Here is a 20941-nt window from a genome sequence, read left to right on the forward strand (position 1 = left end):
AGGGCCTTGCCCGTGGGCGTGGGGGGGGGGGGGTGGGGGGGCGGGGGGGGGGGGGCGGGGGGGGGGGTGGGGGGGGGGGTGGGGGGGGGGGGGGGGGGGTGGGGGCGGGGGGGGGGGGGGGGGGGGGCCCCCCCCCGCCCCCGAGGCCCAGCCCGGCGACGGCGGCCATACCGGCCAGCCTCCGCGTGAACCTGTGGCCGCCACGGTGCGCGGTGGTGTTCTGGTGCGTGTTCACGGTGATCGTGCTCCACTCCTGCTCGGTGGTGCGGGACGCGCTGTGCGCCCCGCACCGTCCTCTGGTGCCGTGCACTGAGTCCGATGCGCGGCACGGCCGATTTGTTCGGAGAATTTCGCAGGAGTTCGAAGGTGACCGAGGAGGGTCTACTTCCAGGTGTCGCTCGTCGTGTAGCCGGACGAGGTGCCCGTCGTGTACGAGCGGTTCGTGCCGGACTCCCAGGTCACCGTCCCCGAGCTGTCCTTCTTGATGTACTTGTACGCGAACGTCGTGCTCTTGGGGACGATGACGAGCTTGCTCCACGTCGGGTACGACTCCGACGACAGCGGGATCGCGTCACTCGTGTTCCAGGAGCCGAGCGAGGCGACGGAGCCGACGACGTAGACGTTGGTACCGAGGCTGGTGGTCGCGTACTCGTTGAAGGTCACGTCGGTGGCGTCGGCGTCGGCCACGTTCCAGGAGTTGTTGAGGGAGACCGCCGAACTGGCCGTCGTGGCGGACCTGTTGGTGTTCGACTCCCAAGTGACGTTCCCGGACGAGTCCTTCTTGATGTACTTGTACGTGAAGGTCGTGCCGGTCGGCACGCTCACCTCCCCGGACCAGACCGGGTACCCGGACGACGACAGCGCGACCGCCTTCGACGTGTCCCAGCCGCCGAGCGCGTCGATCGAGCCGACGACGGAGACGCCCGTGCCGGACGACGTGGACGCGTACTCGTTGAAGGTCGCGTTCACCGTGGTCCCGGACGAGCCGCCGCCGGTGTCCTCGCAGCCGACCGTGCAGGTGTAGGAGGAGTTGTAGAAGGCGACCGCGCTCTTCGCCGCGATGGTGATCGACGCACTGCCGCCCGAGACGGTCACGGTCGAGGCGCCGCCGTCCACCACGTTCTTGTACGTGCCGTCGGCCATCCCCGTCGTGAAGCTGTAAGTCACCGACGAGGAACCGTTGTTGAGCGCGAAGAAGCCCGCGCCGCTACGGCCGAAGCCGATCACGCTCGACGACTTGGTCTGCCAGTTGGAGACCGCCGCCGTGTCCACCGCGTTGTGCCAGGCCACCATGCCGACAACCCCGGTGTCCCGGTCCAGGCAGTACCAACTGCCGCTGGAGCAGTCGGTGTTGGTCACGAAGCCGGACGAGTTCGGCGGGGCCTGGTCGCTCTGCGTCCACTCCCAGCTGGCGTACACCGTCGGGGTGGACCACTTGTAGGCGAGCTGGAAGAGGTTGGCGAGCTTGTAGGTGTCGCCGTCCTTGTAGCTCATGTGGAGGCCGTTGCGCTCGGTGTCGTGATTGGTCACGAAGGACACCGAGTTGGCGGCCGGGAGGACGCCGCTGCTCTCCAGAGAGGACAGGTCGCTCACGTTCCCCTGGAACGCCGACTTCATCTTGCTCGCGTAGGTGAAGTCGAGGACGTCACCGGAGGCGTAGTAGTCGCTGGGCTGCGGGGTCGAACCCGGATAGATCTCCTGGAAGACGTACGGTGCCGCACCCGCCGTCGTGTTCGTCAGCTTGCCCTCGATCGCCGCCAGGTCGGTCTCGGGGATGTGCTTGGCCGCGTCGACGCGGAACCCGTCGACGCCGAGGGCGAGTTGCTTGTTCAGGAAGTTCGCGATGCCCGCGCGGACCGTGTCCGAACCGGTCTTCAGGTCGGGCAGGCCCAGGAGTTCGCAGTTCTGGACCTGGGTGAGGTTCGAGTAGTCCTGGATGGTCAGGTCGGACGTGGGGCAGTCCGCGGAGGTGTGGTAGTCGGAGGGGTCCCAGTCGGGGGTGTCGTACTTGCTGGTGATCGTGGTGCCGTTGTAGCCGGTGCCGGTCTGCGCGGCGGTGTGGTTGATCACCGCGTCCGTGTAGACCTTCACACCCGCCGTGTGGCACGCGGTCACCATGCTCGCGAACTGGGTCGCCGTACCGAAACGGCTGTTCAGGTTGTACGAGTAGGGCTGGTAGACGTCCCACCAGTAGTAGTTGGTCTGCTTCAGCGACTCGGCGGGCGGCGCCACCTGGACCGCGCCGTAACCGGCCGGGCCCAGCACGTTCGTGCACTCCGAGGCGATGGAAGCCCAGTTCCACTCCCAGAGGTTGGCGATGACGTCGCCCTTGGCGGAGGTGTCCGCGTGGGCGGTGGCGGCGGGGAGGGCGACGACTCCCGCCAGGGCGAGGGCGCCGGCGGCCAGGGCACTTGCCGCGCGCCTGACGGCACCCGGCGGTCGGTATCTGCTTCTGCTCATCTGCGGCTCCGGAAGGGGGGATTCGGGATTCAACAACTGGTGAGCGTGGGCCAGTTGAGAAGGGCACGTCAAGGTTGCGGTTGAAAGTTCTTTCTGTGACTTTCAGGTCTCTTGCTGCAACCCTTGCGTCGGCGATACGGTCACGCCGGGGTCGGACCCGAACTGAGCCGTAATCGCGAGGAGTTCACGCCTGTGATACCGAGATGGCCGGCGGCCCGCACGCGCCGCACCGAGCGACGGAGAAGGGCCACGGGCGTCATCGTCGCCGCGCTCCTTGCCGCGTTCGTCCAACCCCTCGCCGCCCACGCCGCGGCCCCGCCCGCACCCCCGTCCGACGCGAAGCTGGCGTCGACGCCCGCCCGGCACGACGACACCCGCGAGCAGTTCTACTTCGTGATGCCGGACCGGTTCGCCAACGGTGATACCTCCAACGACCAAGGAGGGCTGACCGGTTCACGCCTCAGTACCGGCTACGACCCCACCGACAAGGGCTTCTACCAGGGCGGCGACCTCAAGGGCCTGACCGACCGGCTCGACTACATCAAGGGCCTCGGCACCACCGCCATCTGGATGGCCCCGATCTTCAAGAACCAGCCCGTGCAGGGGACGGGGAGCGACGCCTCAGCCGGCTACCACGGCTACTGGATAACGGACTTCACCCAGGTCGACCCGCACTTCGGCACCAACAAGGACCTGGCGACCCTCATCGCCAAGGCACACGCCAAGGGCATGAAGGTCTTCTTCGACGTCATCACCAACCACACCGCCGACGTCGTCGACTACGAGGGCAAGTCCTACGACTACCTGTCCAAAGGCGCGTTCCCGTACCTGACCAAGGACGGCCGGCCCTTCGACGACGCCGACTACGCGGACGGCAAGAAGACCTTCCCCGCCGTCACCACCGCGTCCTTCCCGAAGATCCCGACCGTCCCCGCCGACAAGGCGCACGTGAAGGTCCCGGCCTGGCTCAACGACCCGACGATGTACCACAATCGCGGCGACTCGACCTACGCCGGCGAGAACGCCACCTACGGCGACTTCTCCGGCCTCGACGACCTGTGGACCGAACGTCCCGAGGTCGTCAGCGGCATGGAGAAGATCTACGAGAAGTGGGTCCGCGACTTCGACGTCGACGGCTTCCGCATCGACACCGTCAAACACGTCGACATGGACTTCTGGACCCAGTGGGCGACGGCCCTCGACAAGTACGCCGCCGCGCACGGCCGGAAGAACTTCTTCATGTTCGGCGAGGTCTACTCCGCCGACACGTCCATCACTTCGCCGTACGTCACCCAGGGCCGCCTGGACGCCACGCTCGACTTCCCCTTCCAGGACGCGGCCCGCGTCTACGCCTCCCAGGGCGGCAGCGCGCAGAAGCTCGCGAGCGTCTTCGGCGACGACTACAAGTACACGACCGACAAGGCGAACGCGTACGAGCAGGTCACCTTCCTCGGCAACCACGACATGGGCCGCATCGGCTACTTCCTGAACCAGGACAACCCGAAGGCCACCGACGCCCAACTCCTCGCCAAGGACAGGCTCGCCAACGAGCTGATGTTCCTCAGCCGCGGCAACCCCGTCGTCTACTACGGCGACGAGCAGGGCTTCACCGGCTCCGGCGGCGACAAGGACGCCCGCCAGCCGATGTTCGCCTCGAAGATCGCCGACTACCTCGACGACGACGAGATCGGCACCGACCGCACGGCCGTCAGCGACGCCTACGACTCAACTGCCCCGCTGTACAAGGAGATCGCGGCCCTCTCGAAGCTCCGCAAGGACAACCCTGCCCTGACCGACGGGGTCCAGACCGAGCGGTACGCGGCCGACGGCGCCGGTGTCTACGCGTTCACGCGGACCAGTGGCTCCTCGGAGTACATCGTCGCGCTCAACAACGCCGACACGGCGAAGTCGGTGACCTTCGTGACCGGTTCGGCGGACATGAAGTACCGCGGGATCTACGGGACTTCGGCCACCGTGACGAGCGGGGCCGACAACAAGGTCACCGTCACGGTCCCGGCGGGTGCCGCCGTCGTCCTCAAGGCGGCCGGCCTCCTCGCCAAGCCCACGACCAACCCCACGATCACCCTCAAGGCCCCGGACGCCGGCGCCACCGGCACCGTCGAGCTGAGCGCCGATGTCACCGGCGGTCAGCTCAACCGGGTCGTCTTCGCCGCCCAGACCGGTAACGGCTCGTGGCGGACGCTGGGTTCCGCCGACCACGCCCCGTACAAGGTCACGCAGACCATCGGGAAGGACGTACCGGCCGGAACAGCCCTGCGCTACAAGGCGGTTGTCGTCGACTCGGCCGGGCACACGGCGAGCGTGACGGCCGCCTCCACCTCCGGCACCCCGCCCGCCGAAGAGGTCCCCACCGCCTCCTCCCGCGACTACGCGATCGTCCACTACAAGCGCACCGACGGCGACTACGACAACTGGGGCCTGTACGCCTGGGGCGACCTGGCCGACGGCGAGGCGACGACCTGGCCGGCCAGTCACACGTTCGTCGGGCGCGATGCCTACGGCGCCTTCGCCTACGTCAAGTTGAAGCCGGGCGCCTCGAACGTCGGCTTCCTCGTCATCGACAAGGACGGCGACAAGGACGTCTCCGCCGACCGCTCGATCGACGTCACCAAGACCGGCGAGGTGTGGATCGAGCAGGGCAAGGACACCGTGCAGACGGAACGCCCGTCCTATCCGGCGCAGGACACCACCAAGGCCGTCGTCCACTACCACCGCGCGGACGGTGACTACACCGGCTGGGGCCTGCACGTCTGGACGGGTGCCGCGAACCCCACCGACTGGTCGAGCCCGCTCCAGCCGGTGAAGACCGATGCCTACGGCGCCGTCTTCGAGGTGCCGCTCAACTCCGGTGCCACGAGCCTCAGTTACATCATCCACAAGGGTGACGAGAAGGACCTCTCCGCCGACCAGTCGCTGGACCTCAAGTCCAACGGGTACGAGGTGTGGCTGTTGAACGGCCAGGAGAAGTACCTCCTGCCGCAGCCGGCCGGCAGCGCGGCGGCCCTCGACCTGACCACCTCCAAGGCGGTCTGGATCGACCGGAACACGGTCGCCTGGAACGGTTCCGACGCGGCTGCGTCCACCCAACTCGTGTACTCCCGCGACGGATCGATCGCCGTGAAGGACGGCACGCTGACGAGTGACGACGAGCGGTGGCTGCGGCTGTCCAAGACGACCCTCACCGACGCCCAGAAGGCCAAGTTCCCCTATCTGAAGGACTACACGGCCTGGTCCGTCGACCCACGGGACCGGGGGCGGGTGCGAGAGGCCCTGAACGGGCAGCTCATCGCCTCGCAACGGGCCGTCAACGGCGCCGTGTTGGCCGCGACCGGCGTCCAGATCGCCGGTGTCCTCGACGATGTGTACGGTGCCGCGACCAAGGCCGACCTGGGCCCGACGTTCCGCAACGGCCGTCCCACGCTGGCCGTTTGGGCGCCGACCGCGCAGAGCGTGTCGCTCGACCTCGACGGCTCGCTGAAGCAGATGAGCAGTGACGCCACCACCGGCGTCTGGTCCGTCACCGGTCCGGCCTCCTGGAAGGACAAGCCCTACCGGTACGTCGTGAAGGTGTGGGCGCCGACCGTCCAGAAACTTGTCACCAACGAGGTCACCGACCCCTACTCGGTCGCCCTCACCGCCGACTCCGAGCGCAGCCTCGTCGTCGACCTCACCGACAAGTCCCTTGCCCCGAGCGGCTGGTCGACCCTGAGGAAGCCCAGGGCGGTGCCGCTGAAGGACGCGGAGATCCAGGAGCTGCACATCCGGGACTTCTCCGTCGCGGACAAGACGGTCCCGGCGAAGGACCAGGGGACCTATCTCGCCTTCACCGACAAGAACAGCGACGGCTCCCAGCACCTGCGGGCGCTGGCCAAGTCGGGGACGTCATACGTGCATCTGCTGCCCGCCTTCGACATCGCGACCATCCCCGAGAAGAAGTCCGAGCAGTCGACCACCGACTGCGACCTCGCCTCCTACGCCGCCGACTCGGAGAAGCAGCAGGAGTGCGTGGCGGCCGTCGCCGCGAAGGACGCCTACAACTGGGGCTACGACCCGTACCACTTCACGGTTCCCGAGGGTTCGTACGCGACCGACCCGGACGGCACCGGCCGTACCGTCGAGTTCCGGAAGATGGTCAAGTCGCTGAACGAGGACGGGCTGCGGGTCGTCATGGACGTGGTCTACAACCACACGGCGGCCAGCGGGCAGGCGGACCACTCGGTGCTGGACAAGATCGTGCCCGGCTACTACCAGCGGCTCCTCGCCGACGGCAGCGTGGCCAACTCCACCTGCTGTGCCAACACGGCGACCGAGAACGCCATGATGGGCAAGCTCGTCGTCGACTCCGTGGTCACCTGGGCCAAGGAGTACAAGGTCGACGGCTTCCGCTTCGACCTCATGGGGCACCAGCCGAAGGCCAACATCCTCGCCGTACGCAGGGCGTTGGACGCGCTGACCCCGGCCAAGGACGGCGTCGACGGCAAGAAGATCATCATGTACGGCGAGGGGTGGAACTTCGGCGAGGTCGCCGACGACGCCCGTTTCGTGCAGGCCACGCAGAAGAACATGGCCGGCACGGGCATCGCGACCTTCTCCGACCGGGCCCGTGACGCGGTGCGCGGCGGCAGCCCCTTCGACGCGGACCCCGGTGTCCAGGGCTTCGCGTCCGGGCTGTACACCGACCCCAACTCGTCGACGGCGACCGGTACTTCGGCCGAGCAGAAGGCCCGCCTCCTGCACTACCAGGACCTCATCAAGGTCGGCCTGAGCGGCAACCTCGCCAGGTACCGCTTCACCGACACCGACGGCAAGGAGGTCACCGGCGCCGAGGTCGACTACAACGGCACGGCCGCCGGATACGCGGACGCGCCCGGCGACGCCCTCGCCTATGTCGACGCGCACGACAACGAGTCGCTGTTCGACGCGCTGGCCTACAAGTTGCCCGCCACGACCAGTGCCGCCGACCGGGCCCGGATGCAGGTCCTCGCGATGGCCACGGCGACCCTCTCGCAGGGGCCGTCCCTGTCGCAGGCCGGGACCGACCTGCTGCGCTCCAAGTCCCTGGACCGCAACTCGTTCGACAGCGGCGACTGGTTCAACGCCATCCACTGGAACTGCGCGGACGGCAACGGCTTCGGGCGAGGGCTGCCGATGGCGGCCGACAACGCGTCCAAGTGGCCGTACGCGAAAGGCCTGTTGACGTCCGTCAAGGTGGGCTGCGGGCAGATCGAGGGCACCTCGGCCGCGTATCAGGATCTGCTGAGGATCCGTACGACGGAACCCGTCTTCTCGCTCGGCACGGCCGGGCAGGTGCAGGCGAAGCTGTCGTTCCCGCTGTCCGGGGCCGACGAGACGCCCGGGGTGATCACCATGGAACTCGGTGATCTCGTGGTCGTGTTCAACGCGACGCCGAGCACGCGGGAGCAGAAGGTGGACGCGCTGGCCGGTACCGGTTACCGGCTGCACCCGGTGCAGGCGGCGGGCGCGGACACCATCGTCAAGTCGGCTTCGTATGCGAAGGATTCGGGCACCTTCGCCGTTCCGGGGCGCACTGTGGCGGTATTCACCCGGACACCCTGAAAGCGCATTACCGTAGGGGGGCGGGCCGCGGACACCGGCCTGCCCCACCGGTGTGTCAAAGGGCCAGGTCTGACATATGGACGTCAACGGCAAACTGACGCACGCGACCGTGCTGCTCGTGGACGACGAGCCCGCGAGCCGGTTCGCGGTCGAGACTGTGCTGAGCCGCGCGGGCCATCGGGTCCTCGCGGTCGGCAGCGGCGCCGAGGCGCTCGCCGAGCTCGACGGGCGGCTGCGCAAGGGGAACCTGCCCGACGTGGCCCTGATCGACGTGCACCTGCCGGACATGAGCGGCTTCGAACTGTGCCGGCTGCTCAAGGAACGGCCGCGTATGGCGGGCCTGCCGGTCGTGCACGTCTCGGCCCTCGCCGCACCCCCGAGCGACCGCTGCCCGGCGCTCGACGCGGGCGACGAGGCCTATCTGACCGTGCCCGCCGAGCCCGAGGAGATCGAGGCGGCGGTCCGGGCCGCGGTCCGCACCGCCCGGCTGCGGGCCGACGACCAGGCGCTCGTGCAGCGGCTGACCCTGCTGTCGGAGATGATCGTCACCATCCAGGCGGCGCGCTCCCTCCAGGAACTCGTCGACGTCGCCGCCGACGGCACCGCACGGCTCACCGGCACGCCCGCCGCCGTGTTCGTCCTCGACCGGGACGACGAGCTGTACCGCGGCCTTCCCCGGGACCGCACCTCGGTCGCGCTGCCGGACGCGGGGGCCGACCGGACCGTCGCCCGGCTGCTGCGGCGGCTCTCCCAGGGGCAGTCCGGGGTGCAGATCACCACGGTGCCCGCGCCGCTGTGGCCCACCGGGTTCTTCCGGCCCGGCGTCGAACACGACGCCCGGCTGGCGCTGGTCCTCACCCAGGAGGGCAGGGCCCCGGTCTGCCTCGCCGCCCCCACCCGCGGGCTGCGCCGGGTGGGCCCCGAGGCCGAGGCACTGCTCGCGCAACTCGCCCAGGCCACCGCGCTCGCCGCCGAGCCGCTCCTCATGTACCAGGTCGAACGGCGGGTCGCCCTCACCCTCCAGCGCAGCTTCCTGCCCAAGCCGGACCGGCTGCCCGAACTCCCGGGTGTGTCCGCCGCCGTCCGGTATGTGCCCGCGTCGCAGGACACCGAGATCGGCGGCGACTTCTACGCCGTCCTGCGGGTCGCCGGGGGAGTGCTCTTCGCGGTCGGCGACGTCGTCGGGCACTCGCTGGAGGCGGCCACCGTCATGGTGGAGATACGGCACGCGCTGCGCGCCTACTGCGTCGACGAGAGCGACCCGAGCGTGCTCGCCGAGCGGCTGGACCGGATGCTCCAGCACTACCACCCGGAGACCACGGCCACCGTCTGCCTGGCCATGGTCGCCCCGGACACCGGTCGCACCCTCATCTCCAACTCGGGCCACATCCCGCCGCTGATCATCCGGGACAGCGGCAGCGCCGACTACGCCAAGGCGGCCGGCCCGCTGCTCGGTGTGGGCCTGCCCCATCCGCCGCCCACCGAACTGTTCCTCGAACCCACCGACCGGCTTCTCATGGTCACCGACGGCCTCATCGAGACCCGCGGCACGGACCTCTCCGTCTCGATGGAACACCTCCGCGCGGCGGCCTCCGGCGCGCTGCCAGGCCTGGACGCCCTGTGCGACACGCTCCTCGACTGCTTCGGCACGGATCCGGACGACGACATCGCGTTGCTGGCGCTGCGGCTAGGGTGAGCGGCGGGTTGTTGGCTTAGAACAGGAGTTGCCCCATGCCGCAGATCACCGTCGACCACACACGCCTGATCTCCTTCGACCGGGAGGCATTCGCCCGTGCGCTGCACGAGGCGACGGTCGAGATCGCGGCGGCGAAACCGGAGGCGTGCAAGACCCAGTTCCGGGCGAGCGACGTCACGGCCTTCGGGTACGAGGACCCCGACGAGGGCGGGCACGCCGTCGTCCACGTCACCCTCGGCCTGCTCGCCGGGCGCACCGAGGAGATCAAGGCCAGGCTGACCGAGAAGGTCCTGGAACTCCTCCGCGAGTACATCGACGAGGACGACGGCTACGTCCTGCACGCCTCCGCCGAGGTACGCGAACTCGACCCGTCCTACCGCAAGTTCGAGCGCTAGAGCCTGTCCGGTCCTACGACGCCAGCGCGATCAGCCGGACGACGAGGTCGGTGAACGGCCCGTCGCCCGGCTCGTTGCGGAGCGACTCGCGCAGCAGTGCGGCCAGTTCCTCGTCGTACGCCGCGCTCACCGCCGCCAACGCCCCGAAGTCGTGCACGAGTTGGCGTTCCAGATCGGCGCGCGGGATGCGCCGGCCGTCCAGCCAGAACAGGGCTGTCGACTCGACCAGCGAGATCCACGAGCGGATCATCAACTCCAGCCGGACGGGCGGCTGTTCGACCTTCATGTGGGACAGGATCTGAAGGTACGCGGCCTGCCGCACGCCGTCGACGAGTGCGTTGGTGGTGGACGAGCCGACCGCCGGACCACCGCGCATCAGCGCCGCGAAACCGGGCCCGTGATCGTCCACGAAGTCGAAGAACCGGCCCATCGCCCGCAGCAGCCGTCCCCCCAGCGACCCCTCCTCGGCGACCACGAACCGCCCGGCGAGATCGTCCGAGGCGCGCTGCAACGCGGCCTCGTACAGGCTGAGTTTGCCGGGGAAGTAGTGATAGACCAGCGGCCGGGAAATCCCCGCGGCCGCGGCTATCTCGTCGATGGAGACCTCGTCGGGCGAGCGATGGCTGAACAGGTCGAGAGCGACGCCGATCAACTGCTGTCGCCGTTCCTCGACTCCCATCCTGCGGCGAACCCCGGTAGTCATGCGAACACCTTACCGATCTGATCCGGCCCCGAACGGACCGCACCGACCAGGGTTGTTCACATCACCCCATCACAAATCCAGCACCAGACGCTCACTTCGGGCCCGGGACACGCAGATCAACATCGAGTCGGCCCGCTCCGCGTCGGTCAGCAACTCGTCCCGGTGCTCCACTTCCCCTTCCAGCACCCGCTGTTGGCAGGTCCCGCAGAATCCCTGCTCGCAGGAGTAGAGGGTGTTCGGCAGCTCCGCGCGGACGGCGGCGAGGACGGTGGAGCCGGCCGGCACGGTCAACGTCCGCCCGCTGCGCCGGAGTTCGACCTCGAACGCCTCGCCGCCCGAGGAGGCCCGGGGTGCGAAGCGTTCGAGGCGCACCTCCGGGAAGCGTTCCGCTACGGCCGCCATGAGCCCCTCGGGCCCGCAGCAGTAGACGACGGCTCCCTCGGGCACATCCGCCAACTCCCCGTCGAGATCGGGCAGTCCGGCCACGACGGTCACCAGGCCCCCATCGCCGAGTTCCTCGACCTCCGCCAGGAACGGCATCGACTCCCGCGTCCGGCCGGCGTACAGCAGCCGCCAGTCGGCCCCCTCCGGCAGCGCCCGCAGCATCGGCAGCACCGGGGTGATCCCGATGCCCCCGGCGACGAAGACGTACGCGGGCGCCTCGACGAGCGGGAACCGGTTCCGTGGCCCCCGCACCTCCAACTCCGCGCCCACGCCCACCTGTTCGTGCACCTCGCGCGACCCGCCCCGCCCGCCCTCGACCAGCCGCGTCGCGACCGTGTACGACGAGGTGTCCGCCGGGTCCCCGCACAGCGAGTACTGCCGCACCAGCCCCGACGGCAGCACCAGGTCGACATGAGCCCCGGGTTCCCAGCGCGGCAAGTCCCGCCCTTCCAGGCGCAGTTGTACGACCCCGTCGGCGACCGTCTCCCGCGCGGCGACCCGCAGCCGCAGCGCCCGGGACCGGGGTCTGCCCGAGGTCGGCGGGTCCAGGGCGGGCAGTGGCCACAGCGGCGAGGCCTGGACGCGGCGGCGCAGGGCCCGGCGGGTGATCAGGGCGGCGCCTGCGACGACCGCGACCGTCAAGGGCTTCGGCATCACACCGTCCCCTTTTCCAGGCCGTCGGTCGGGTGCGGCGCCTTCGTGGCTGGGCGCGCCCACGCGGCGGTAGCCGCAGATTCAGCACAGCCCCGCGCCCCTTCGGGGCGCTGAGCCTTCTCGGCGGCAACCGCCGCCGGCGACGTGGCCAGATAGGCGACGGCCTGTTCGGTCGAGCCCTCCTGCGAGGGGTGGTAGGCGCGGCTCAGATAGCGCGGTATGGACTTCAGCATGTCCCCGGTGGCGGGCAGGGTGCCGCGCCGGCCGGCGAGGTAGAAGTCCTTGAAGCTCGCCCTGCGGTCGACGAGGGTCGGGTCGTTGGCCATGAAGAAGCGGGTTCCGCGCTGCCACAGGAACATCAGCGCGACGAACGCGGTCGCCCAGGTGCGGGCGCGTCGGCGGTAGCCGCCGTCGACGTGCGTGAAGAGGTCGAAGGCGACGGACCGGTGCTCGACCTCCTCGGCGCCGTGCCAGCGCAGCAGGTCCAGCATGGTCGGATCGGCGCCGCGCCGGTCCAACTCCTCGGCGTTCAGCACCCAGTTGCCGAGGAACGCGGTGTAGTGCTCGATGGCCGCGATGACGGCGACCCGCTCCAGCAGCCACCACTTCCGGGCCCGGCCGGGCGGCAGCCTGCGGTCGCCGAGCAGCTTCTCGAAGAACCAGTCGACCTGTGCGGTGTACGGGGTCGGGTCGAGGCCCAACTCCTTGAGATGCGGGAGGACTTCGTCGTGCGCCTGCGAGTGCATCGCCTCCTGGCCGATGAACCCGATCACGTCCGCCCGCAGCTGATCGTCCCGGATCAGCGGCAGCACCTGCTTGTAGACGTGCACGAACCACCGCTCACCGGCGGGCAGCAGCAGATGCAGCACGTTGATCGTGTGCGTGGTGAACGGATCGCCGGGCACCCAGTGCAGCGGGGTGCCCTCCCAGGAGAAGGACACCTTTCGGGCCTTGAGCGGGGTGTTGGACATGTCGTCAATGTACTGACGGGTAAGTCCGTGGGGAAGCCTTGTGCGGGGACTTGTTGACGTGAATGTCAGCTAGGGTCAGGTTCTTCGGGTGCGGGTCCGTCGTGGCTGGTCGCGCAGTTCCCCGCGCCCCTTTAAGGCACGAGAACTCGCCCGGCACTCAACACGCCTTCCCGCGGACCGTCTAGCGCAGGCCCGCGATCTTCGTGCCGTCGTCCAGCGTGCCCTTCAACTCGGCCTGAACACCCTGCTTCGTCTTCACCGCCAGCAAGCCACCCCGAGCCGAGCCGGTCACCCCGCCCGTCGCCCGGATCGACTGCGTCCCCTCGCTGCCCGCCGCCAACAGGAACCAGTTGCCCGCCGCCGACTTCCACAGCACTCCGGCCAGCACCTGCGGGTCACGCGCCCCGCACGCCGCCACGTCCTGCGCCTTCGCGACGACCGCGCCGTACGTCCCGCCCGGCGTGTGGAACTGCGCCAGCACCCGCTCGCCGCCGCCCCGCCAGGTCTCGGCCCGGGTGCACACCCAGGCCGCCGCGCCGCTCGCGTCGGGCAGCGGCTGCTCGGCGTACTGCCAGGCGTTCACGGACCGTACGCCGAGGGAGCGCATCGCCCCGAGGGAGCAGGCGAAGGGCGCCCAGGCGTGCTGTGTCTCGGCGCCCGACACCTCGTGGGCCGAGCCGGGGCGCCCGGCGGTGAGGTGCGCCGGGACCAGTTCGCCGAGGTCGCTCATCAGACGGGTGCCGGTGTCGTCGGTCAGCTGGAGCACGTTCCACGACGTGCACGCGCCGGTCTGCTGGGCGGGGCTGGCCAGCGGTGAGGTGATCCCGTCGGTGAGGGTCATGGGCAGCGCGCCGGCGTTCGGCTTCTGCAGGTCCCGCTCGGCCGCCTTCCTCACCCAAGGGGCCGTCAGATAACGGACGTTGCCGTCGGCCCGGTCCAGGACCACCGCGTTCGCCTCGGACCCGGTCGCGCCGTCGACCCGCGCGAAGTCCAGTGCCGCCCCCTTGGTGCCGTCCTTCGGTTCGGCGTAACGGGCGATGCGCAGACCGTCGTAGAGGATCACCACGCGCGCGTTGTCGACCGTGCCCGCGTACAGGAGTTGGGGTGGTCCCGCCGGGCCGCCGGAGGGGGTGCCGGGGGTCGCCGAGACCTGGACGGACTCGCCGGGGCGGGCCCAGACGGCGAGGGCGCGGCGCAGCAGCGCGGTGTCGTTGGTGAGGTCGCCGCGGGCGGGCCATACGGAGAAGTCCTTGCGCGCGGAGGACTCCCACGCGGTGGGTGCGATCCTCGTCAACCTGCCCGGATTCAGGGCGGCTTCGGCGGCCGGGTTCTCCGCGTACGCGGGTGCGGCGGCGCCGTCCGGGCCCCAGCCGCCGCCGGGCAGCGCGAGCAGCGCACCGCACACGGCGACGGCCGCCGCGGCGGCGAGCGCGGCCTTGCCGTGCTGACGGCGGCGCATCAGGTCGGTGGGCCGGGCGTGCAGCGAACAGGGGTCGAACTCGGGGGAGTCGAGCAACTCGTACCGCACGGGCGCCTCGTCGGCCTCGCGCAGCGCCGCGTCCACCTCTGCTACGCCGGCCGCCGCCAGCACCCTGCGTACGTCGCCGTCGGGCAGCTTCTCCAGACCGCGCAGCACGTACACGGCGCGGGCCGGTCCCGACAGGGCCGACAGCCGCTGGTCCAGGGCGAGTTCGTCGGCGCCGCCCGAGCGCGGGAAGAGCCGCAGACCGCGCACTTGGGGGAGCAGCGGCGGGAGTTGGGAGCGCTTGGGCCACGCGCGGAACGTCAGGGGCAGCCCCGCCTCCAGCGCCGTACGCACGACCTGGAGGCGGACGAAGGCGTAGCCCGGGTCGCCGTCGCGGCCGGTCGACTGGGCCGGGATCACCGACGCCGACGCGCGGCCCCTGGGCAGGGCGCGCTGGGTGAGGGCGTGGGCGGTCAGGACGCGCCGGTTGCGGCCGAGGCTCGGGGGGAGCACCAGATAGGCGAGCCGGACGAGCCGTGGATAGTGCTCGACGAGCGCGGCCTCGGCCTGTTCGACATCGACGACCGGGTCGGTGGGTGAAGCTGCGGGGCGCTTGGCGACATCCTGTGACTGCACGTTCAGCAAAACGAGCGAATGGTGAGTTGGTCACCGCCGCCCGGGCGACTCAGTCGTCCGGCTCGACCAGGGCCCGCGCGTAGTTCGCCATCGACCGCTGGTAGCGCGGCAGATGAGGCGCGAGGGCGCCCAGCACGAGGGACAGGCCCTCGCGGTCGCGGCCCAGGCTGGACAGACACAGGGCGAGGCACGCGCGTACCGCGTCGTCCAACTCGTCCGATGGACCGTCGAGTTCGGGCGTGAGCAGCTTGACGCCCTCCTCGGCCTGCCCGATGTTCCGCAGCGAGCTGGAGAGTTGGATCTTCGCGCGTCGGCCCTTGTAACCATCGAGCCCCAGAGCCAGCGCCTCCCGGTACAGCGGGACCGCCTTGTCCGAGTGGCCGGTCGAGTCCCAGGCGCAGGCCCGCTCGAAGGGACCCAGCGGACTGTCGTCCGGCAGCTCGGCGACGAGCGTGTCGATCACGGCCCGGAAGTCGGCGGCGTCCTCTTCGGCGTAGTCGTCGAAGGTCGCCCAGGCGGCGGTCGTACGGTCTTCCCAGTCTTGGTTCACGGGCGCCACCTTCGCACACGTATACAGGTGATGACCATGGATTTGAGCGCGGGGCACGTCAGGGCCGTATCGAAGGAGAAGGTCCCTCGCCGGGGCCGACTGCGGCATGCTGCCGACCGGACGACCGGAGGAACGACAGATGAGGCTGACCCGACCGATGCTCGCGGTGGCCGGTGCCACGGCGGCGCTGGCGCTGGTGGGCTGCGGCGCCGACACCAAGGCCGCGACCATTCCGACGGCGGCCACCGGCAGCCTGGAGAGCCTGGCGGCCAAGGTGAAGTGCACGCCCGACATCCAGACCGACGCCGACGAACTCCGCCAGGCCATCTGCAAGATGAGCTACGGCAAGTTCGTCCTCGCGACCTTCGCCACCGACCGCGGTCAGCGCGAGTGGATCAACGACGCCAAGGACTACGGCGGTTTCTACCTCGTCGGCCGCAAGTGGGTCGCCGTGGGCACCGACAAGATCGTCAAGAAGCTGCAGCTGACGCTCGGCGGCGACGAGGAGATCGGCACCGACCACTCGAAGCACACCAGCTGAAAGGCTGTCCCCGGTTCACACCCTCCAAAGGGCCGACACCGGTTAGGCCAGGACACACACGAAAGCGGGCGGTGGGAGACTCCCACCGCCCGCTTCGTACTGCCGGGTCCTACCGGCCGACTGCGCTCACTAGCACTTCTTGCCGGTGTTGATGCAGTTGGCGATCGTCGCCGCCAGGTTGTTCTTGGTGACGCTGATGAAGTCGTCGTGGTCGGTCGAAGCCTTGTGCAGCTGCTCCGGGAAACCGTCCACGGCGTAGGCGTTCTTGACCACGCCGTTCTGGATGGTGGGCGGGGTGATCTTGTAGACGAGGCGCATCGTCAGCTGCGGGATGGCCTTGAAGCCGTTCCCGCAGACACCGCTCGCCGGGTCCGCGAAGGCCACGTGCGTACGGTGGTTGGCGCTGTCGATGTTCACGCCGTCCCAGCAGCTCTGGAACGCGAAGGTGCGGACCACGTTGCTGCCCTGCGGGCAGATCGGGTACTGCTCCGTCAGCTGGACCTTGTTCTCGAAGCCGGTGCAGCTCCAGTGCGCGTTGGCGTTCGCCAGACCGTTGGTGAGGGTCTTGGCGTCACCGGTGATGATGCGCAGGAACTGCGGCATCGCGACGACCTTGCTGGCCGGCGAGCCGACGTACTTGATCTGCGCCGACTGCGGGGTCAGGATCTTGCCGACGTTGCCTTCCTTGCCACCGCCGAGCGCGTTGGCGTCGAACTCCTGCGAGCCGTCCTGCACACGCACGACCGGCCAGTAGTAGGCCGAGAGGTCACTCTGGTTCTGGCAGCTGGAGGGGGCGGCCAGCAGCGAGTCGTTCGTGGAGAACGCGTTGACCTTCTGGTTGCCGACGTAGTCGTGCTCGTGGTGCGCGCCGTTGGTCACGCCGGGCGCCACGATGACGTTGTCGGTGTTGTGGTTCTTGTTGGCGTTCACGCCGCACCTGGTGGTGAACGATCCGGTCGAAGCCTGGCCGCTTTTCTGCGGCTTCGCCTGGACGTTCGCCGCGACCTTCGTGATGTCCACGAAGTCCGCTGCCGTCGGGCCGTTGCCGGCCTGACCACCGTTGTTGGCGGCGGGCGCGGAGGCGGAGGCCGAGGCCGAGGCGCCGGCGCTCGGGGCGGCGGTGTTGCCATTGTTCTGGCCACCGTTGTTCTGACCGCCGTTGTTGTTCTTGCCGCCGCCGTTGTTCTGACCCCCCGCGGTGGTCGTGTTGGTGGCGTTCTGCGTCGTGCAGGCCGCGAGCTGGGCCAGCGCCGTCGCGTTGACAGTGCCGCCCACCCGCTGGATGTCGATGCGGATGCGGTCGATCGTCGCGGCCCGCTTCTCCTTGAGGGGGCCGACGATCGCGTTCTGCACGAAGCTCGCGTCGTTCGTCTGTGCCTGGCGGGTCGAGGCGAGCCGGGCGTAGGCCTCGGTGATCTGCTTGTCGAGGTTCGCCAGCTCGACGGCGACACCCTGACGGGCGTTCTGCGGCACGTTCGTCAGCTGCTGGCCGACGTCCGGGCAGGCGATCGTCGCGACTTGCGCCGCGGCGGCCTTCGTCTGGTTCTGGCCCGACGCGTTGGACTCGTGCGCCGAAGCGTTCATCTGTGCCCAGAGCAGCCCGCCCCCACCGAGCGCTAGGGCAGCCGATGCGGCAATGGCCTTGGTGGCCAGCGGCGTACGGCGTTTACGATCATTGCGTCCCATGGAACTCCTCTGACTTCCTTGCGGGGCAGCGAGGCGCCCGACAGGAGTGAAGCGGCTCCCTTTGATACGCAGAGGGTCCCAGGAGTGTTCAGCCGTCTCAGAAATTGATGAGAGGTTCCTGGGTAAGTCCCCTCTCAACTGGCCCTTAAACACCGCCAGTTGTGATCGACTCACAGCTAGTGCTCAGCGACCCCGGTCCAAATACGCCAATACCGCCAGCACGCGGCGATTGTCGTCGTCCGAGACTTCCAGCCCCAGTTTGGCGAAAATATTGGACGTGTGCTTCCCGATCGCCCGTTCCGTCACGACGAGTTGCCCCGCGATCGCCGCATTCGACCGACCCTGTGCCATCAGCTCCAGCACCTCGATCTCCCGGGGCGTCAACCGCCCCAGCGGCCGGTCGTCGGCGGCCCGGCGCGCCAGCAACTGCTGGATCACCTGCGGATCCATCACCGTCCCACCGCCCGCCACCCGCCGTACGGCGTCCACGAACTGCTCCGCGTCGAACACCCGGTCCTTCAGCAGATAGCCCACCCCGCCGGTCCCGTCGGCGAGCAACTCCCGCGCGTACAACTGCTCCACGTGCTGCGACAGCACAAGCACCGGCAGCCCGGGCCGCTCCCGCCGGGCCCGCAAGGCGCACTGCAGCCCTTCATCGGTGTGCGTCGGCGGGAGCCGCACATCGACCACGGCGACATCGGGCGCCAACTCGGCCAGTGCCCTGGTGAGTTCGGGACCGCTCTCCACAGCCGCGGCGATCTCGAAGTCGTAGGCCTCCAACAGCCGCACCAGACCGTCCCGCAGCAGGAACAGGTCTTCGGCTAGGACAACGCGCACGGAATCTCCATGGTCACCCTGGTGGGACCGCCCGCGGGGCTGCTGACGGCCAGGACGCCGTCGAATGTACCCAGTCGCCGCTCGACTCCGGAGAGTCCCGACCCGGCCCCGACCACGGCACCACCCCCGCCGTTGTCGGTGACGGAAATCCGCAACAGCCCTTCCGCGTGCCGCATGTCAACCCACATGCGATCGCTCCCCGAGTGCTTGACCGCGTTGGTCAGCACCTCGCTCACCGCGAAGTACGCGGCCGACTCGACCGGCGCGTCCGCCCGCCCGCCCCCGAAGTCCACGCCCACCTCCGTCGGCACCGGCATCCGCAGCGCCAACGCCCTTACGGCATCGCCGAGTCCACGTTCCGCCAGCACCGGCGGATGGATCCCGCGAACGAGGTCGCGCAGCTCGCCCAGTGCCTCGGCGGACGACTGTCGCGCCCGGGTCAGCAGTTCCTTGGCCTTCGCTGGATTCTTCTCGATGAGCGCCTCGATCGTGCCGAGATCCATCCCCATCGCCACCAGCCGGGCCTGCGCACCGTCGTGCAGATCGCGCTCGATCCGCCGCAGCTCGGCCGCCGAGGAGTCCACGGCGTCCCGTCGAGTCTCGGTCAACACCCTTACCCGTGCGGCGAGTTCACCCTTCCCCGGAGCGAGCAGGGAACGGGTCAGCAGGAAATGGACGCGCAGCAGGGCGGGCGTGAGGAAGTGGGAGGCGACGAGCAGCGCGACACCCAGCAGCCCCGCGAGCAGCGCACTGCCCTGCCCGCTCACCGGCACGAACCCGTACCACCACCCGACATACGACCCGTCCGTGAACACCCGCCACAACCCGAGGGCCAGCGCGAACCCTTCCAACGGATAGAACACCAGGGCAGCGGGCACCAGCGCGGTGACGAACCCGGCGGTCATGTCGACGGGCAGCCACCGGAGATCACGCCAGGTGGCGGGGTCACCGAGCAGGCGGAAGGTTCGGGTCCAGGGCCGCGCACCGCTCGGGACCGGCCGATACGCCGGCGGAATGCGCACCTCGCACCACTGCACGGCAAGCAGCCGCCGCCGATCCGCGTGCGCCCGCACGCCGGCCAGCACCCAGGGCGTGGTGATCAGTCCGAGCCCCACAGGGACGAGCACGAGGGAGACGAGCGTGAGAACGAAGAGGACGAGCGACCCGTAGAGGGAGATGAGAGCGAGCGCGAGGCCGCGCAGCCCGGCCGTGACGACCGCACGGGCCCTGTTCGTGTCCATACGCCCAGTCTCACGGAGCACGACGACACCCACCCACCCGCAGCCAAAGAACTACGCCCCCAACGGAATCCCCAGCACCTTCGCCTCCACAGCGGGGTCGAGCCCCACCCCCGGCCGATCGGGACGCTGCGGCGCGACCCCGCCGATGCCCTGCAACCATCCCCACGTATCAGCCACCGTCTCCTCGACAGAACGACAGCTCAGCCCGGTCGCGAGCGCCCGGGACACATCCGCACTGTGCAACGCGTCGTATCCCTCACTGCCGGCCGGAATCCACACCGGCAACTGGGTCCACGGCTCGATACCCGCCCCGAGCACCACCTCGGGATCGGTCCACCGCAACTCGGCGCCCCCACCGGTGACCCGCACACACGCGTCCAAGAACGAACCCATCGTCGCGTGCCCCTGCGCAGAGATCAGATTGAACGCCCCGCTCAACTCCCGCTCCACCGCCCCGAGCGACCACTCCGCGAGATCCCGCACATCGACGTACTGAAGGGCAAGATCCCGCGGCCCCGGCGCCAACACCGGCCCACCCCGGGCGACCCGCCCCAGCCACCACGGCAACCGCCCGATGTTCTCGTACGGCCCGAGGATCAACCCGGCCCGGGCGAACACCGACCGCTCCGCCCCGAACGCGTCGAGCGCGGCCAGCTCACCGCCCCTCTTGTCACGCGCGTAGTCGGTCCGCTCGGCGTCGGCCTCGGCGCCCGAGACGACGGGCGCGTCCTCGGTGTACCCGGCGGGCGGCGCCCACGCGTACACCGAGCAGCTCGACACGTACACATACCGGCCCACCCGGTCGGCGAGCAGCCGCGCCGCGTCGTACACCGCACGCGGCGCCGCCGACCAGGTGTCGACCACGGCGTCCCACTCGCCCTCGGCCAGGGCGGAGAGCCCGCCGGGCGCGGTGCGGTCACCCCGCAGGGCCCGCACCCCGGCCGGGGGTTCGTGCCGGCCCCGGTTGAGGACGGTCACCTCCCAGCCCCGCCCGACGGCCGCCTCCACGACGGCCCGTCCCGCGAACTCCGTACCGCCCAGCACCAGAAGTCTCATACCGCCGA

General features: G+C 69.7%; 14 protein-coding genes. 4 read left to right on the forward strand and 10 right to left on the reverse strand.

Going from position 1 to position 20941, the window contains the following annotated elements:
* Positions 1-381 precede the first annotated feature (381 nt).
* A complete protein-coding gene (locus ACIQBL_RS24590) occupies positions 382-2460 on the reverse strand; it encodes a carbohydrate-binding module family 20 domain-containing protein (protein WP_401945080.1) in 2079 nt (692 codons plus the stop codon).
* A 192-nt stretch (positions 2461-2652) separates the two neighbouring features.
* Here ACIQBL_RS24590 and pulA point away from each other — a divergent pair, with 192 nt between their 5' ends.
* The 3 genes from pulA (at position 2653) to ACIQBL_RS24605 (ending at position 10149) form a co-directional block, all read left to right on the forward strand.
* Positions 2653-8058, forward strand: a complete 5406-nt coding sequence (gene pulA, locus ACIQBL_RS24595; RefSeq protein ID WP_401945081.1) for a pullulanase-type alpha-1,6-glucosidase — start codon at positions 2653-2655, stop codon at positions 8056-8058.
* A gap of 76 nt (positions 8059-8134) precedes the next feature.
* Positions 8135-9754: a SpoIIE family protein phosphatase gene (locus tag ACIQBL_RS24600; protein ID WP_401945082.1), complete on the forward strand. Its 1620-nt coding sequence runs from the start codon at positions 8135-8137 to the stop codon at positions 9752-9754.
* 35 nt (positions 9755-9789) lie between these two features.
* A complete protein-coding gene (locus ACIQBL_RS24605) occupies positions 9790-10149 on the forward strand; it encodes a 5-carboxymethyl-2-hydroxymuconate Delta-isomerase (RefSeq protein ID WP_401945083.1) in 360 nt (119 codons plus the stop codon).
* A gap of 13 nt (positions 10150-10162) precedes the next feature.
* Here ACIQBL_RS24605 and ACIQBL_RS24610 read toward each other — a convergent pair whose 3' ends face one another.
* The 5 genes from ACIQBL_RS24610 to ACIQBL_RS24630 form a co-directional block, all read right to left on the reverse strand.
* Positions 10163-10852: a TetR/AcrR family transcriptional regulator gene (locus tag ACIQBL_RS24610; protein ID WP_401945084.1), complete on the reverse strand. Its 690-nt coding sequence runs from the start codon at positions 10850-10852 to the stop codon at positions 10163-10165.
* Positions 10853-10921: 69 nt separating this feature from the next.
* The gene (locus ACIQBL_RS24615) at positions 10922-11950 is read right to left on the reverse strand and encodes a PDR/VanB family oxidoreductase (RefSeq protein ID WP_401945085.1); all 1029 of its coding nucleotides are present in this window, start codon (positions 11948-11950) and stop codon (positions 10922-10924) included.
* Complete coding sequence (locus ACIQBL_RS24620; RefSeq protein WP_401945086.1) at positions 11950-12921, reverse strand: metal-dependent hydrolase; 972 nt, start codon at positions 12919-12921, stop codon at positions 11950-11952. The genes ACIQBL_RS24615 and ACIQBL_RS24620 overlap by 1 nt, the downstream gene beginning before the upstream one ends.
* A gap of 181 nt (positions 12922-13102) precedes the next feature.
* Positions 13103-15022: a hypothetical protein gene (locus ACIQBL_RS24625; protein WP_401945087.1), complete on the reverse strand. Its 1920-nt coding sequence runs from the start codon at positions 15020-15022 to the stop codon at positions 13103-13105.
* Positions 15023-15071: 49 nt separating this feature from the next.
* Positions 15072-15572 carry a tetratricopeptide repeat protein gene (locus ACIQBL_RS24630; protein ID WP_401945088.1) on the reverse strand — a complete coding sequence of 167 codons (501 nt, stop codon included), beginning with the start codon at positions 15570-15572 and terminating at the stop codon, positions 15072-15074.
* A 139-nt stretch (positions 15573-15711) separates the two neighbouring features.
* Between ACIQBL_RS24630 and ACIQBL_RS24635 the strand changes: the two genes are divergently transcribed.
* Positions 15712-16113: a hypothetical protein gene (locus ACIQBL_RS24635; RefSeq protein WP_043682399.1), complete on the forward strand. Its 402-nt coding sequence runs from the start codon at positions 15712-15714 to the stop codon at positions 16111-16113.
* Between the two features lie 129 nt (positions 16114-16242).
* Here the strand turns inward: ACIQBL_RS24635 and ACIQBL_RS24640 are convergent, their stop codons facing one another.
* The 4 genes from ACIQBL_RS24640 to ACIQBL_RS24655 form a co-directional block, all read right to left on the reverse strand.
* Positions 16243-17799, reverse strand: a complete 1557-nt coding sequence (locus ACIQBL_RS24640; RefSeq protein WP_401945089.1) for a DUF1996 domain-containing protein — start codon at positions 17797-17799, stop codon at positions 16243-16245.
* 183 nt (positions 17800-17982) lie between these two features.
* Positions 17983-18636: a LuxR C-terminal-related transcriptional regulator gene (locus ACIQBL_RS24645; RefSeq protein WP_401945090.1), complete on the reverse strand. Its 654-nt coding sequence runs from the start codon at positions 18634-18636 to the stop codon at positions 17983-17985.
* Entirely contained in the window at positions 18621-19877 is a 1257-nt protein-coding gene (locus ACIQBL_RS24650) for a sensor domain-containing protein (RefSeq protein ID WP_401945091.1), read from the reverse strand. The genes ACIQBL_RS24645 and ACIQBL_RS24650 overlap by 16 nt, the downstream gene beginning before the upstream one ends.
* 51 nt (positions 19878-19928) lie before the next feature.
* Positions 19929-20933, reverse strand: coding sequence for an NAD-dependent epimerase/dehydratase family protein (locus tag ACIQBL_RS24655; RefSeq protein WP_401945092.1), 1005 nt, complete (start codon positions 20931-20933; stop codon positions 19929-19931).
* Between the last annotated feature and the right edge of the window lie 8 nt (positions 20934-20941).

This window comes from Streptomyces sp. NPDC088350 (assembly GCF_044753545.1).
Lineage (GTDB): Bacteria > Actinomycetota > Actinomycetes > Streptomycetales > Streptomycetaceae > Streptomyces.

Excerpts from the sequence above, each read along its gene's own strand:
- ACIQBL_RS24620 (WP_401945086.1), bottom strand. The coding sequence starts at position 12,921 with ATGTCCAACACCCCGCTCAAGGCCCGAAAGGTGTCCTTCTCCTGGGAG.
- ACIQBL_RS24655 (WP_401945092.1), bottom strand. The coding sequence starts at position 20,933 with ATGAGACTTCTGGTGCTGGGCGGTACGGAGTTCGCGGGACGGGCCGTC.
- ACIQBL_RS24615 (WP_401945085.1), bottom strand. The coding sequence starts at position 11,950 with ATGCCGAAGCCCTTGACGGTCGCGGTCGTCGCAGGCGCCGCCCTGATC.
- ACIQBL_RS24590 (WP_401945080.1), bottom strand. The coding sequence starts at position 2,460 with ATGAGCAGAAGCAGATACCGACCGCCGGGTGCCGTCAGGCGCGCGGCA.
- ACIQBL_RS24605 (WP_401945083.1), top strand. The coding sequence starts at position 9,790 with ATGCCGCAGATCACCGTCGACCACACACGCCTGATCTCCTTCGACCGG.
- ACIQBL_RS24640 (WP_401945089.1), bottom strand. The coding sequence starts at position 17,799 with ATGGGACGCAATGATCGTAAACGCCGTACGCCGCTGGCCACCAAGGCC.
- ACIQBL_RS24650 (WP_401945091.1), bottom strand. The coding sequence starts at position 19,877 with ATGGACACGAACAGGGCCCGTGCGGTCGTCACGGCCGGGCTGCGCGGC.
- ACIQBL_RS24600 (WP_401945082.1), top strand. The coding sequence starts at position 8,135 with ATGGACGTCAACGGCAAACTGACGCACGCGACCGTGCTGCTCGTGGAC.
- ACIQBL_RS24610 (WP_401945084.1), bottom strand. The coding sequence starts at position 10,852 with ATGACTACCGGGGTTCGCCGCAGGATGGGAGTCGAGGAACGGCGACAG.
- ACIQBL_RS24635 (WP_043682399.1), top strand. The coding sequence starts at position 15,712 with ATGAGGCTGACCCGACCGATGCTCGCGGTGGCCGGTGCCACGGCGGCG.